Genomic DNA, 15,262 nt, shown 5'->3' on the forward strand with positions numbered 1-15,262 from the left:
AGCCCTTCTTCCGATCCACAGCCACGAGACACGACCATGACCACACGCGTTGCAATCATCGGCGCCGGCCCTTGCGGCATGGCTCAACTGCGGGCATTTCAATCGGCCAGGGACAAGGGAACACCCATCCCGGAACTGGTCTGCTACGAAAAACAGCAAGACTGGGGCGGCATGTGGAATTACACCTGGCGCACCGGCCTGGATGAAAACGGCGAACCGGTCCATGGCAGCATGTACCGCTATTTGTGGTCCAACGGCCCGAAAGAATGCCTGGAGTTCGCCGACTACACCTTCGAAGAGCATTTCGGCCGCCCTATCGGCTCGTATCCGCCACGGGAAGTGCTGTGGGACTACATCAAGGGTCGCGTCGAAAAAGCCGGGGTTCGCGATTACATCCGTTTCAACAACGTGGTGCGCCAGGTCACTTATAACGAAGAGACTCGCCGCTTCACCGTGGTCGCCCACGACCACGGCAACGATACCCAGACCTCGGAAGAATTCGACTACGTGATCAACGCCTGCGGGCACTTTTCGACGCCGAAAATGCCGTATTTCCCCGGTTTCGAGCATTTCGGCGGACGCATCCTGCACGCCCATGATTTCCGCGAAGCGCTGGAGTTCAAGGGCAAGGACCTGTTGATCGTCGGCAGCAGCTATTCCGCCGAAGACATCGGTTCGCAGTGCTACAAGTACGGCGCCCGCAGCATCACCAGTTGCTACCGCACCGCGCCCATGGGCTATGACTGGCCAGTCAATTGGGAAGAAAAGCCGCTGTTGCAGCGTTTGGAAAAAAACCGTGCGTACTTTATCGACGGCACCCACAAGCACATTGATGCGGTGATTCTGTGCACCGGTTACAAGCATCACTTCCCATTCCTGCCGGACGAACTGTGCCTCAAGACCGACAACCGCCTCTGGCCGATGAACCTGTACAAGGGCATTTTCTGGGAGCCCAACCCACAGCTGATTTACCTCGGCATGCAGGACCAGTGGTACTCGTTCAACATGTTCGACGCCCAGGCCTGGTACGCCCGTGACGTGATCCTGCAACGCATCGCCCTGCCTGATCAGGCGCACAGGGTCGCCGACAGCCTGGAGTGGCAAGCCCGCGAACAGCAGCTTGAAACCAACCAGCAGATGTTCGAATACCAGGGCGCCTACATCCAGCAATTGGTGGATGCCACCGACTACCCGAACTTCGATATCGCCGCGGTCAACGACACCTTCCTGCACTGGAAGCACGACAAGGCGCACAACATCATGGGTTACCGCGACAAGTCCTACCGCTCGCTGATGACCGGCACTCAATCGCCGCCCCATCACACGCCGTGGCTCGAAGCGCTGGACGACTCCATGGCGGCCTATCTGGGTGAAACGCCCAATGCCGTCAAGTCGGTCGGTTAACGATGGCACTGAAAACCCTAGGAGCATCGACATGAATGCACCGCGTATTTCGAACCCGTGGGAACCGGGATTGTTCGCCCGGGCACCGGCGCTGGAGCGGTATCGGGTGGCCGCTGGCGGGCTGACGCTGATCGCCCTGGAAGCCGGCGATACCCTGCAAGTGATCGACGTCGAAGGGCTGCAAACCTGCGAACTGCTGGCCTTCGACACCCTTGGACGCTCTGCGCTGGCGGCGCTGGGGCTTGTTGCTACGGCGGATTGCAGCTTTATCGCCACGCAGATGTCCGAGGCTGGCCTGCAGGCACGCCGCATCGCCCAAGGCTTGAGCAAGCGCGGCATCGACCCTCTTCCGCTTCCCGGTGCTGCCACGCTGTGGGACGAGCAATCACCCGCCGGTTACCGCCGCAGCTTCGTGGCCAGCGAAGTGTTGCTGGTCATCGTTGCCGCGCCCAGCGGGCCGAGTGCGGTAGACCTGCAATACACCGCCAGCGAGTTGCGCGTTGTGGTCCAGCGGGCCAATCCTTCGCCATTGCTGGTGCCACCGCTGCCCGAACCATTGGGCGAACTGCTGGATGAATTCACGATCCGCGCCGGGACCGCCCACAGTTACACCGTGGGCAAAGGTCAGTACATCCAGGTGCTGGACGTCGCCGGGCGCCAGTGCTCGGATTTCGTCGCGCTGAATCGCCGGGCCCTCGATCAGCGGCAAGAGCTGGACCTGGACCAGACCGTCACCCGCACCCTCAATGGCAACGCCTATCCGGCACCGGGGCTGTTCTCGAAGTTCTTCGACCGGCAGATGCAGCCGATGCTCGACGTGGTGCGTGACACCGTCGGTCGGCATGACTCCTTTGCGCTGGCTTGTGCTGCGCGCTACTACGAAAGCCACGGCTATTTTGGGCACGACAACTGCAGTGACAACCTCAGTCGGGCGCTGGAACCGTTCGGGGTGCAGGCCCGCAGCGGTTGGCCGGCGATCAACTTTTTCTACAACACCGGGATCGATGCCCATCAGCAAATGACCCTGGATGAACCCTGGTCACGGCCCGGGGATTACGTGTTGCTGCGGGCCATGACCGATCTGGTCTGTGCCAGCTCATCGTGCCCGGACGACATCGACCCGGCCAACGGCTGGAACCCGACCGACATCCATATTCGTGTGTACTCAGAAAAGGAGCGCTTTTCCATCGCCATGGCCACTCGAAAAACCGCCGATGCCGACCCGACGCTGACCCGCGAATCGGGCTTTCACTCGCGCACCAGCGCCCTGACCGGCAGCTTCACCGACTACCGCAACTGGTGGTTGCCGCTGCGCTACGACGGTTTCGGCGCTATCGATGAATATTACGGCTGCCGCGAACGGGTGGCGGTGATGGACCTGACCGCCCTGCGCAAATTCGAAATCATCGGCCCGGATGCCGAAGCCCTGCTCCAGTATTGCCTGACCCGCGACGTGCGGCGCCTGGCGATTGGTCAGGTGGTCTATTCGGCGATGTGCCATGAACACGGCGGCATGCTCGACGACGGCACCCTGCTACGGCTGGGCCAGGATAATTTCCGCTGGATCTGCGGCGAGGACTACGCCGGGGTCTGGCTGCGCGAACAAGCGCAGAAGCTCGGTATGAAAGTCTGGGTGAAATCCGCCAGCGAGCAGATTCACAACCTCTCGGTACAAGGACCGCTGAGCCGCGAACTGCTCAAGCAAATGGTCTGGACCCCGGCCACCCAACCCGGCGTGGAAGCCTTGGGCTGGTTCCGCTTTCTGGTGGGCCGTCTGGATGGCTACGACGGCTGTCCGCTGATGATTTCCCGCACCGGCTACACCGGCGAGCTGGGCTACGAAGTCTGGTGTCATTCCCAGGACGCCGAGCGGGTCTGGGACCGGATCTGGCAACTGGGCGAACCGCTGGGCATCGTCCCGCTGGGCCTTGAAGCGCTGGACATGCTGCGCATCGAAGCCGGGCTGATTTTTGCCGGTTACGAATTCAGCGACCAGACCGACCCGTTCGAGGCCGGGATCGGTTTCAGCGTGCCGCTCAAGAGCAAGACCGACGACTTCATCGGCCGCGAGGCCTTGCTGCGACGCAGCGCCAATCCCCTGCACAAACTGGTGGGCCTGCAACTGAGCGGCAATGAAGGCGCCCATCACGGAGACGGCGTTTACAACGGTCGCGCTCAGGTTGGCGTGGTCACCAGTGCCTGCCGCTCGCCGCTGTTGGGCAGCAATATCGCCTTGTGCCGGGTGGATGTCGCCTGCGCCGAAATGGGGACCACGCTGCAAGTGGGCAAGGTCGATGGCTTGCAAAAACGCATCGATGCCCAGGTCATGGCGCCGATTTTCTACGACCCGGAAAAAAGCCGGGTGCGTAGCTGATTCATGGTTGCACCGAAGATTAAGCACCGAACACCGCTACTGCGTTGCCCACCAGCGAGACAAAGAGTCTTTCAACAAGACCGAAAACACTCGCTGACCGAAAGCCCCGCTGCCAAACCGGCGCCGGGGCATCGGCTGACCTTCCGACTGCCCCCGACAATTCTTCTTACATGGGATAACAGAGATGGAAGCGACTACGTTCGAGACCGTACCGCAGGCTGACCAGACGGTTGGCAGCCTGCAGCGCAAGATTGACTGGAGAGGCGCGTTCTGGGTTGCCAGCGGCGTGCCGGCACTGGTGCTGTTCTCCATTGGCGCGATTGCAGCGACGGTGGGCAAACCGGCGTGGATCGTCTGGATCATTTCGATCCTGTTCGGCTTTATCCAGGCCTTCACCTACGCCGAAATCGCCGGGTTGTTCCCGCATAAATCTGGCGGCGCGTCGGTTTACGGTGCCGTGGCCTGGGTGCGTTACAGCAAACTGATCGCACCGGTGTCGGTGTGGTGCAACTGGCTGGCGTGGTCGCCGGTGCTGTCCATCGGTTCCGGGCTGGCCGCCGGTTACATCCTCACCGCGCTGTTTCCGGCGGATGCGTTGATCAATACCTGGCAATTGACCTTGGTCGATCTGGGCTGGATCAAAAGCGGGCTGTCCCTGCGCCTGAACGCGACCTTCGTGGTCGGTGTGGCGATTCTGCTCGGGGTATTCGCTGTGCAACACGGCGGCATCCTGCGCTCGGCGCGGCTGACCCTGATTCTCGGCGTCACCTCGCTGATTCCGCTACTGCTGGTGGGCGTGGTGCCGTTGTTGACCGGCGATGCGCTGCAAGCCAATTTCTTGCCGCTGTACCCCTTGGCCCACGACGCCAGTGGCCAAGTCATCGATGGTGCCTGGGACATTTCCGGTTGGTCATTGATGGCCGGCGGGCTGTTCATGGCCGCGTGGTCGACCTACGGTTTCGAGACCGCCGTGTGCTACACCCGCGAGTTCAAAGACCCGAAACGCGACACCTTCAAGGCGATCTTTTACGCCGGTCTGCTGTGCATTCTGGTGTTCACCCTGGTGCCGATGGCGTTTCAGGGCAGCCTCGGCCTCGGTCAACTGGTCAGCGCGGCAGTGCTGGATGCCAATGGCACAGTGGTGACGCCTGCGGTTTACAGCGGTTTGCTGTCACCGGCGATCTACAGTGGCATGGGCGTCGGCCAGGCCATGGCCGACAGCATCGGTGGCGGTAAAGTCGTGGCCAACGTGGTGTTGATCATGCTGATCCTCGCCACCTTGCTGGCGATCATGACCTCGATGTCCGGCTCCTCGCGCACCTTGTACCAAGCCTCGGTGGACGGCTGGCTACCCAAATACCTGGGCCGCACCAACGACCACGGCGCGCCTACCGCAGCCATGTGGACCGACCTGTCGTTCAACCTGCTGCTGTTGCTGATGTCCGACTACGTGTTCGTCCTCGCGGCGTCCAACGTCAGCTACATCATCTTCAACTTCCTCAACCTCAACGCCGGCTGGATCCACCGCCTCGACCGCCCAAACTGGGCGCGCCCGTACAAGGCACCCACCGTGCTGCTGGCGTTGGGCGGCGTGTTGAGCTTCGTCAACCTGGCCTGCATGGGCCTGGGCGCCGATATCTGGGGCGCCGGCACCCTGTTCACCGGTGTCTTGCTGGCGCTGCTAATCCTTCCAGTGTTTGTCTATCGGCACTACGTGCAGGACAAGGGCCGCTTCCCGGCAGCCATGCTCAGCGACCTGCATATCCAGACCGATGACGGCGCCAAACGGGCTGGGGTGCTGCCGTATGTGACGTTGGTGGCTGGGGTGTTGGTGGTGTACTTCTGTCATCGCCTGGTGGTTTGAAGCGGTAACCCTCTCTTGACCGCAATCGGCTTAGGGGACGGCCTTTGGAGGCCGTCCCTCGGCCACGCCACCTGGCATGTCTTGTTTGAACATGAGTTTATGGAACACTTCCTCCACATTCATTGCTGATTGAAGTTGAGAATAGCTGAAATATCGGCAGCAACTTTAGACCTTCCCAGGTAGCTTTTACTCGTCAATACACGCTTTGAATATTCTCTCAAAGTAAACTGAAGGAATACCAATTCGACTTACGCAATAATCAAAGACATGCGCCCTTGACTTACTGTGTAAACGAGCATAATCAATATACTGTTGAGACTGAAAGAGCAACTGCCAATTCAGCCATCATTATTACACAAAAAATTAATGACTTTTTGCGGAGAGTAAATCACCTTAATTATCGAACGATCTTTTAGCGCATCATTCACTTTAAAGCGCGCATGACCGATATCAACTTGCTCTTCTCCCGTACCGCCAACCAAATCATCTATGTACTTACCGTTGATATATATTTTTGTGGCCATGACAGTACTAACATTAACCTTAGGCCACTCAGAATAATCAATATTCGTCCACCCTAGACTCTCCCAAATCTCCGAACATATATGAGGCGCAAACGGACAGAGAGCCTTTACGAAGTCAGCGCCGATTCGCTCAATAAAAAACTCTTTGCTTTTCTCGGCTTCATTTATGAACTCCATAAAAGCCGCTATTGCTGTATTGAAATTCAAGGTAATGAAAGAAGCATCAACTTTAGATAAAGTCCTCTCCCAAGCTTTTTCCAGAGACCCATATGACAAATCACTTTGTCTAGTTTGATGGGCAATGGTTTGTTTACGATCACTGAAAATATTCATCACTCTGTTCAAAAACCGGGCACAGCCTTTAATCCCTTTTATGTCCCATTTTTTATTCTGACCCAGAGGCCCCATGAACATCATGTAGATTCTAAACGTGTCAACTCCATATTCTTGAATAAGATTGTCTGGAATCACGACATTCAAAAGCGATTTCGACATTTTGGTGTTATATACCTGCAGCTCTTCATTTGTATTCTTTAACCAGTACTTCCCCTCCCGCAATTCAGCCTCATCAACAGCAACCACTCTGCCCGTTGCATCCTTGAATGCATCAGCTGTCACAAGCCCCTGATTAAAGAGTTTTTTAAAGGGCTCGTCGAAGCTCACCAATCCGACATCAAATAGGACTTTATGCCAAAATCTTGCATATAAAAGGTGCATTGTTGCGTGCGCTGCGCCCCCTACATAAAGGTCTACTTGATTCCAGTACTCTGTACTTTGCGTTGAAAATGGTTGGATTGGGTTGTGTGGATCCATAAATCGGAGATAGTACCAACAGGATCCAGCCCAACCCGGCATGGTGTCGGTCACTCGATAGAGGGGATTGCCCGTTGTATCTTCACAGGCAACCCAGCCCTTAGCCCGCTGTAGTGGACTGGCGCCATCTGAGCCAGGCGAATAGTTTTCCACCACCGGTAGTTCAATAGGAAGTTCCGAATAATCCGCCGCGATGACTTGGCCATCGCTATTTCGGTACAAGGGGAATGGTTCACCCCAATATCGTTGCCTAGAGAACAGCCAGTCCCTCATTTTGTAACGAACTCTTTTGACACCGATATTGTTCTTTACAAGATAGAGTGTTACTCGCTCTCTGGCCTCTGCTCTGGACAAGCCGTTTAGAAAATCTGAGTTTATAAGCTTCGTACCGGACTGGCTTGATTCGAGAATTGAAATGCACCCAATTTTCATTAGTTGAGAAAATTCTAGAACTTTTTTATCAGCATCAGGCACAGATATTGCGGCGCCTTCTTTACCGTCAACTGATAAGTAATTAGCGATATATATTGGAATTTTCTTTCCGGTCATAGGATGGAGCACATAGTGTTCTAAAAATAGACCCTCTGGACAAAATTCAGCATCCTGCATTTTTGATATTTTGATCCGAATTTCGTTATTAAGAGAGCGGCACAGACTTTTTACATAGGGATGCTCACTAGAGAGCATGATTGCATTTGCTCCGTAAATGGTTTCTGGCTCAACTGAGAACACAGTAATAATTTTTTCAGCCTCACCTAGTACTCTGAAGTCGATATCGATTCCTTCTGTACGACCAATCCACTCGCGTTGCATTTTTTTGACGGATTCTGGCCAATCCAGTTTATCCAGTCCATCCAACAGTCGGTCAGCATAATTCGTAATTCGCATGACCCATTGTTTCAATGGCTTTTTTATGCACGGGTAATCGCCGCGCTCAGACCGGCCGTCTATCACCTCTTCATTGGCAAGAACGGTTTTTAGCTCTTCACACCACCAAACGCTTTCTTCTTTTTCATAAACAAGACCTCGCTCATACAGTTTAAGGAATAAAAACTGCGTCCATTTATAATATTTTGTATCTGAGGTATCGATTTCTCTATTCCAATCATAACTCAACCCCATGAGCTTAAGCTGGCGTTTAAAATTTTCGCAATTATTCTTTGTTATTTCAGCCGGGTGCACACCAGTTTTTATTGCATATTGCTCGGCAGGCAAGCCGAACGCATCCCACCCCATTGGATGCAATACATTGAACCCTTCCATTCTTTTTTTGCGCGCTACGATATCGGTGCCTATGTAACCGACGGCGTGACCTACATGCAATCCATTGCCCGAAGGATACGGGAACATATCAAGCACATAGTAGTTGGGCTTTTCACTGAAGTTATCGGCGACGAAGACATTGTTTTCGGCCCATATGCTTTGCCACTTCGTCCTAAACTGATCATCTTCCATGTTCGTCCTATCGCACCCTTTCGGAAACTCTTGTGAATGCACGTCATTAAAAAAGACCGAACGGACTGCCACTTATTTATTCGGAAATTTCTTGATTGCGACTTAGCCTGCGCTACAAACCTAGTCCAGTCCGAGACAATTCGTCAACAACTCATAAAATGTTCAGAAGTTACTTACGGAAATTTCAAATACCGATCCTAAGACAGGGAAATATTTCTCCTAAGAGCCTGTAACCCTATTCCTACAATCCAGCCAATTACTCTCCATCATTCACTAGTTACAGCACATCTCATGCGAAGTTCAACATCATTGTTCAGCGAGTCCATAACCAACGTTTTAAACGCTATGTATAACCTCGCCCCTCCCTCAAGCGGGCCAGTTCAGAGGTCATGGCCTTGTCCATTGCCGCGGGCTTGATCAAGGCGATTCTGGTGATGGTGATGACGCCGTTCGTGGCGCCGATGATCGGCCTCAACAATCCACGCAGCGCGGTGATTTTCGGTGGGTTGATGGGTACAACCAGTGGAGTAGCTGGCGGTTTGGCGGCGACCGATCCGAAACTGGTTCCCTATGGCTGTCTCACTGCAGCGTTCTATACCGCACTGGGTTGTCTGCTTGGGCCTTCGCTGCTGTATTTCATTGTTCGGGGGATAGTGGGCTAGGCTCGCAACCTGCGCTGAATGTTCCACTGTCTTCGCGGGCAAGCCCGCTCCCACAAAGTTTGCCGGCGATGGCGTCCTTGAGATCGCCATCGTCGGAACGCCGCCCGGACCAATCGAGCGTCGACCGGCTGCCCCTACAAAAAGCCATCTATTTCAATAAGCTATTGTGAGCTGCCGCAGGCTGCGCATAAATGCGACTCACGCTCTCGAAATCGGCAATGTTTTTAAGCCATTTGGCGTTTGAATGTGCGCAAGCAGATAGGGTGTCGAAGCATCTTTGAGCGCATGAAGATAAACCGGACCAGAAAAGTTTATGGCCGTCAGAATCGCTTTGACTTTTTCCGGATCTGTATGGAAGACGTCCAATGCCAACAGAGAACAGCCTTTGTCCTGGAGTGCACTCGCGGGATGAGGCGCATGTCCCCATTGAATGACGGTGGGGGCTGATCCTGCCAAGGGAAGGCTTCCGTCCGCCGGTATCGTTATCTGCCAGGACAATGTTCCTCTTGTCATAGGTTCGACATCCCCGAGAATGTCGTGGCAGGAATCACTAACAGTATGAATATCATCGGTCCGTGCAACCCATGTCGCCAGGCGCGCCGGCGCGTGGGGAGCCAGTTGATCAAGGCCGAACCAGCGGGGCCGGTCCGGGCGTTTGGCTGATGGGTCCACGGCAATCACTTCCAGGTAGAGCTGGGGGCCAAGGCGAAGCAGCCTGTTGTGGGTGCCCATGCGTGGATGGACGCCGCCCGGTTGAAGGTCGACACCTAGCAAATCAGTGACGAACGCGCAGCCGGTATCGAGGTCCGGCGCCACGATAACAAGGTGATCGATAGCGGTTTTCACGTGCTCAGCTCCTTCAAGAGATTTTCATCAACCGATTGTTTCGATCACCTATTGGCCTTTAAAGCCCCAATTCCAAGGCCAGCAAGTCCGACAATGGCTGCGGACGTCGAATCAATTTAGCGTGCCCTTGCTCGATCAACACTTCCGGCAACAGTGTGCGGCTGTTGTAGTTGGATGACATAGAGGCGCCGTACGCGCCGGTGTCGTGCATGATCAGCAAGTCGCCAACCTGCGCTTCAGGTAGCAAACGGGGTGTGACACCCTGTTCATCCTGCGTAAAAATATCGCCGGACTCGCACAGGGGACCTCCCACTACACAGAGGTGCTCCGCACGACCGACCGGGACACCCAGGGAGTCCAGCAAGGTCATGCGGTGATAGGCGCCATAGAGGGCTGGTCGCATCAGGTCATTGAAGCCGGCGTTCACCAGGATGAAGTTTCGGCTGCCGACTTTTTTCACCGCGCGGACTTCGGTAACCAAATAGCCTGACTCGGCTACCAGGAATCGACCGGGCTCGATCTCCATCCGTACCGGGTGAGCGAGAAAAGCCTCGATGTCCTGTTTGGCCTGGCGCCATGCGTTCGCATAACGCTGGATATCCACCGGCTCATCCCCCACACGATAAGGCGTGGAAAGCCCCCCGCCTATGGAGAATGCTTCGATATCGTGGTCGAGTGCCCTCACGGCCGAGACCATTGCACAGCTCACTTGCTCAAGGTGCGTGTAATCCACACCGGAACCGATATGCATGTGCACCCCCACCAGTTTCAGCCCGAATTGCCGAATCACGCTGAGCGCTTCTTGAACCTGGTCATGCCAAATTCCATGCTTGCTGTTTTCACCACCGGTATTGGTCTTGCGGCTGTGACCGTGGCCGAACCCTGGATTGATCCGCAGCCAGACGCGATGGCCGGGAGACTGTTGGCCCAGTTGGCGGAGCATATCAATGGAGCCGGTATTGACCTCAAGGTTCAGTTCGACGACGCGTCGCAATGTCGCTTCATCGAACAGATCACAGGTCAGAACAATGCCAGCCGGGTCGCCGGCAGGGCTGTATCCAGCGAGCAGCGCCCGCTCGATTTCACCCAGTGACACGGCATCGATCCGCACGCCTTGTTCGCGGATCAGCCGGAGAATATGCAGGTTGGAGCAAGCTTTTTGCGCGTATCGAATGACATCGAAGCCTTGCAGTTGGTCGATGCGTGCCCTGATGGTCTGGGCGTCATAACACCAGAGCGGGGTGCCGTGCTGTTTCGCAGTCTCGGCTAATTGCTGGAAAACGGAATGGTTGGGCATGGAGGTATTCAATCTGAAGTAAAGAGAGAAGCCATCATGTCGATCACTCTGCATTCAATAAAATATCTATTCTTTGTGAGTCGATTCAGTTTTGATATAGGTCTCGATCAATTGACGGAGGCCTGGTGTGGCAATTTCCATACGGCATATCGAAGTCTTCCGCGCCATCATGCAGGCAGGGAGTGTCACCGGAGCGGCCCGCTTACTATTTACTTCCCAGCCCACGGTCAGCCGGGAACTGGCGCGGCTTGAAAGTATCTCTGGCCTTCGGCTGTTCGATCGAGAGGGAGGGAGGCTGGTACCGACGGCTCAGGCCATTATGCTGCTCGAAGAGGTTGAACGTTCCTACATTGGGTTGGAGCGAATCAACAGCGTTGCACAGTCGATCCGTCGCTTCGAACACGGCCAACTGAGCGTCACCTGCCTTCCGATGTTTTCCCAGACGCTGTTGCCCAAGGTCTGTAAGCACTTTCAGCAACAGCATGTCGGCATTGGCTTGAGCATTGCTGCACAGGAATCACCCTTACTGGAAGAGTCACTCAGCGCCCAGCGTTTCGACCTCGGATTGACCGAGGGTGAGCAAATACCTCGAGGTACCCAAGGGGAATTGCTCTTTTGTTCCGACATGGTCTGCATACTGCCAGAGGGTCACCCTTTGCTGTCCAGGTCACTCCTCGTATTGGAAGACTTTCGCGGTGTCGATTTCATCAACTTTTCGGGTCTGGATATCTATCGTCAGACGCTCGATGCGCACTTTCGTCAGGCCGGAGTCGATCGGCATACCGTCATCGAAACAACCAACGCGGCATCGGTCTGTGCCATGGTCAGGCAACAGTTGGGGGTGGCGATTATCAACCCGTTGACCGCCGTGGAGGAGTCAGGCAGAGGTTTGGCCATTCGGCCGATCAATGTGTCCATTCCCTATCGCGTTATGTTGATCAGGCCTGATTATCGACCCTCCTCTCTCTTCGTCGAGGCCTTCTGCAAGTCGTTGAGCCATGAGGCGTTGTGTCTTGCCAATGCACTCGACAAAAGAATATCTGTAACACGCCTCACTTCGTGAGGCGTTACATCAGCCTCTATAAATCAAACGCTATAAGCCCGCTCATCATGCTCGGCCAAATCCAGTCCCACAGACTCATTCTCGCCACTGGTACGCAGGCCGATGGTCCATTGCAGCACTTTGAGGATGATCAGGCTCACCACAAAGCAGTAGACGAAGGTGAAGCTGACGCCCTTCAGCTGAGTCAGCACTTGGCTAACGATATCCAGATTCTCCACATACCCGCCCAATGCTGGAGAAGCAAAGACGCCAGTCAGGATCGCGCCGACGATGCCGCCGATACCGTGCAAGCTGAACACGTCCAGTGAGTCGTCGTAACCCAGCTTCTGTTTCAACTGGCTGACGCCGAAGAAACACGCGGCGCCGGTGATCAAGCCAATCGCCAAGGCACCGGCCGGACCGACGAAGGCACAGGCTGGGGTGATGCCGACGAGACCGGCCAATGCACCGGAGGCTGCACCGAGTGCGCTGGGCCGACCATGGATCAGGGTTTCGGTGAGCATCCAGCCGACGACACCGGCGCACGCCGCCACTTGGGTGGTCAGCATGATGATCCCGGCGCCGGTGTTCACCGCTGCTCCCGAGCCGATGTTGAAACCGAACCAGCCGACCCACAGCAGACCGGCGCCCATCAGGGTGAAACCGAGGTTATGCGGCGGCATTGCGACGTTCGGGTAGCCTTTGCGTTTGCCCAATACCAGACACGCCGCCAGTGCCGCCACGCCGGCATTGATGTGCACGGCGGTGCCGCCGGCGAAATCCAGTACGCCCCAATTGACCATCAACCCGCCGGGTCCGCCCCAGATCATGTGTGCGACCGGCGCGTAGACGAAGGTGAACCACAGCGCCATGAACGCCAGCGCGGCGCTGAACTTCATGCGTTCGGCGAAACCACCGGCAATCAGCGCCGGCGTGATGATCGCGAAGGACATCTGGAACACGCTGTAGACGCCTTCGGGAATGCTGCCCACCAGGCTGTCGTGGGTCATGTCGAGCATGAACACTTTGCTGAAACCGCCGACAAAGCTGTTCAGATTGACCTCACCGGCCACCATGCCGGTCGCGTCGACGACGATGCTGTAGCCGTAGACCACCCACAGCACGCCAATCACCCCGGCGATGGCGAACAGCTGAGTGAACACCGAGAGGAAGTTTTTCGCCCGGACCATGCCGCCATAAAACAGCGCCAGACCGGGAATGCACATCAACAACACGAACATGGCCGCGGTCATCATCCAGGCGGTGGTGCCGGTGTCCAGGGTGGCCTCCGCCGCCGAGGCCAGAGGTGACAGGCACAGTGCCGCGAACATCAGCGCCAGCCGGGGAAACGCCAGCCGTGAATCAGAGAATGGAATCATTGTCAGCAAGCTCCAGAGCAGGAAAGTCGTCCAAAGGGGGCTGGCAGAGGAAAGAAAGTGCGAGGCCGTGGGGCCTCGCGGTGTGTACGGGTCTGTGCCCGCTGGTGGGTAAAACTGGAGACTTGTGGGAGCGGGCTTGCCCGCGAAGAACGATGACGCGTAAAGCCTGCAAAACCGCGGTGTTCGCTTCGCGGGCAAGCCCGCTCCCACAGGATCTTCATCGCTCAACTCTTTTAACTGACAGGCATTGGAGCCCTCTCACCACAGGTCCTGCGTTTTAGTACTGCTGCCCAGGAATCCACGAGGTCCCGGCCAACGGCACGCGGGCCATGGCGGCGGCTTCTACGGTCAAGGCCACCAGATCCTCAGGGTCGAGGTTATGCAGGTGCGACTTGCCGCAAGCCCGGGCCATGGTCTGGGCTTCGAGGACCAGCACCCGCAGGTAGTTGGCCAGACGTCGACCGCCTTCCACCGGATCAAGCCGCTTGGACAGCTCCGGGTCCTGGGTGGTGATGCCCGCCGGGTCGCGGCCCGCTTGCCAGTCATCGTAGAAACCGGCGGCAGAACCGAGCTTGCGCAGTTCCTCGTCCAGGCGCGGGTGGTTGTCACCCAGGGCGATCAACGCCGCCGTACCAATGGCCACGGCATCCGCGCCGAGGGCCATGGCCTTGGCCACGTCGGCACCGTTTCGGATACCGCCGGACACGATCAACTGCACCTTGCGATGCATGCCCTCCTCCTGCAACGCCTGCACTGCAGGCGGGATGGCACCGAGAATTGGAATGCCGACGTGCTCGATGAAGACTTCCTGAGTCGCCGCCGTACCGCCTTGCATGCCGTCGAGCACAATCACGTCGGCACCGGCCTTGATTGCCAGTTTGACGTCGTAATACGGGCGGCTCGCGCCGATTTTCACGTAGATCGGTTTTTCCCAATCGGTGATTTCACGGATCTCGGCGATCTTGATCGCCAGGTCGTCCGGCCCGGTCCAGTCCGGGTGCCGACAGGCACTGCGCTGATCGACACCGATCGGCAGCGTGCGCATACCGGCCACGCGCTCGGTAACTTTCATGCCCAGCAGCATGCCGCCACCGCCTGGCTTGGCGCCCTGCCCCAAGACGATTTCGATGGCATCGGCCTTACGCAGGTCATCGGGGTTCATGCCGTAACGCGACGGCAGGTACTGATAGACCAGATGCTGGGACTGGCCGCGCTCTTCCGGGGTCATGCCGCCGTCGCCGGTGGTAGTACTGGTCCCGGCGATGGTCGCGCCACGGCCCAGAGCTTCCTTGGCATTCGCCGACAAGGCACCGAAGCTCATGCCGGCGATGGTGACCGGAATCTTCAAGTGCAGGGGCTTTTTGGCGAAGCGGTTGCCGAGGATCACATCGGTGCCGCATTTCTCGCGATAGCCTTCCAGCGGATAGCGGGAAACGCTGGCGCCGAGCAGCAGCAAGTCATCGAAGTGCGGCAGCTTGCGCTTGGTGCCGCCACCGCGAATGTCGTAGATGCCGGTTTCGGCGGCGCGCTGGATTTCCTGAATGCTCAGGCGGTCGAAGGTCGCGGACTCGCGCAGGACTGGAACAGGTTTATCGCTCATGG

Annotated in this window: 9 protein-coding genes and 1 pseudogene; 5 read left to right on the forward strand and 5 right to left on the reverse strand. The window is 56.6% G+C overall.

Annotated features, from left to right (window positions below; translation table 11 throughout):
• Positions 1-36: 36 nt before the first annotated feature.
• From ACN1C3_RS10090 to ACN1C3_RS10100, 3 genes are all read left to right on the forward strand, one after another.
• Positions 37-1,404, forward strand: a complete 1,368-nt coding sequence (locus ACN1C3_RS10090) for an NAD(P)-binding domain-containing protein (protein ID WP_419115666.1) — start codon at positions 37-39, stop codon at positions 1,402-1,404.
• Positions 1,405-1,435: 31 nt separating this feature from the next.
• Entirely contained in the window at positions 1,436-3,778 is a 2,343-nt protein-coding gene (locus ACN1C3_RS10095) for a DUF1989 domain-containing protein (RefSeq protein ID WP_419115667.1), read from the forward strand.
• A gap of 184 nt (positions 3,779-3,962) precedes the next feature.
• A complete protein-coding gene (locus ACN1C3_RS10100; protein WP_419115668.1) occupies positions 3,963-5,642 on the forward strand; it encodes an APC family permease in 1,680 nt (559 codons plus the stop codon).
• A 338-nt stretch (positions 5,643-5,980) separates the two neighbouring features.
• Here ACN1C3_RS10100 and leuS read toward each other — a convergent pair whose 3' ends face one another.
• Positions 5,981-8,434 (reverse strand): leucine--tRNA ligase, encoded by a 2,454-nt coding sequence (gene leuS, locus ACN1C3_RS10105; protein WP_419115669.1) that lies wholly within the window; start codon positions 8,432-8,434, stop codon positions 5,981-5,983.
• A gap of 374 nt (positions 8,435-8,808) precedes the next feature.
• Between leuS and ACN1C3_RS10110 the strand changes: the two are divergent.
• Positions 8,809-9,096 (forward strand): annotated as a pseudogene (locus ACN1C3_RS10110) (malonate transporter subunit MadM); the annotation flags it as partial.
• 198 nt (positions 9,097-9,294) lie between these two features.
• Here ACN1C3_RS10110 and ACN1C3_RS10115 read toward each other — a convergent pair.
• On the reverse strand, positions 9,295-9,942 hold the full coding sequence (locus ACN1C3_RS10115) for a VOC family protein (RefSeq protein ID WP_419115670.1): 648 nt from the start codon (positions 9,940-9,942) through the stop codon (positions 9,295-9,297).
• A gap of 58 nt (positions 9,943-10,000) precedes the next feature.
• On the reverse strand, positions 10,001-11,239 hold the full coding sequence (lysA, locus tag ACN1C3_RS10120) for a diaminopimelate decarboxylase (RefSeq protein WP_419115671.1): 1,239 nt from the start codon (positions 11,237-11,239) through the stop codon (positions 10,001-10,003).
• 127 nt (positions 11,240-11,366) lie between these two features.
• Here lysA and ACN1C3_RS10125 point away from each other — a divergent pair, with 127 nt between their 5' ends.
• Entirely contained in the window at positions 11,367-12,302 is a 936-nt protein-coding gene (locus tag ACN1C3_RS10125; RefSeq protein ID WP_419115672.1) for a LysR family transcriptional regulator, read from the forward strand.
• A 23-nt stretch (positions 12,303-12,325) separates the two neighbouring features.
• Here the strand turns inward: ACN1C3_RS10125 and ACN1C3_RS10130 are convergent, their stop codons facing one another.
• Both ACN1C3_RS10130 and ACN1C3_RS10135 read right to left on the reverse strand, forming a co-directional pair.
• Complete coding sequence (locus tag ACN1C3_RS10130; RefSeq protein ID WP_419115673.1) at positions 12,326-13,660, reverse strand: ammonium transporter; 1,335 nt, start codon at positions 13,658-13,660, stop codon at positions 12,326-12,328.
• Positions 13,661-13,937: 277 nt separating this feature from the next.
• Positions 13,938-15,260, reverse strand: coding sequence for an FMN-binding glutamate synthase family protein (locus tag ACN1C3_RS10135; protein ID WP_419115674.1), 1,323 nt, complete (start codon positions 15,258-15,260; stop codon positions 13,938-13,940).
• Between the last annotated feature and the right edge of the window lie 2 nt (positions 15,261-15,262).

The organism is Pseudomonas sp. H11T01, from assembly GCF_048515765.1.
In the GTDB taxonomy this organism is placed as follows: Bacteria; Pseudomonadota; Gammaproteobacteria; order Pseudomonadales; family Pseudomonadaceae; genus Aquipseudomonas.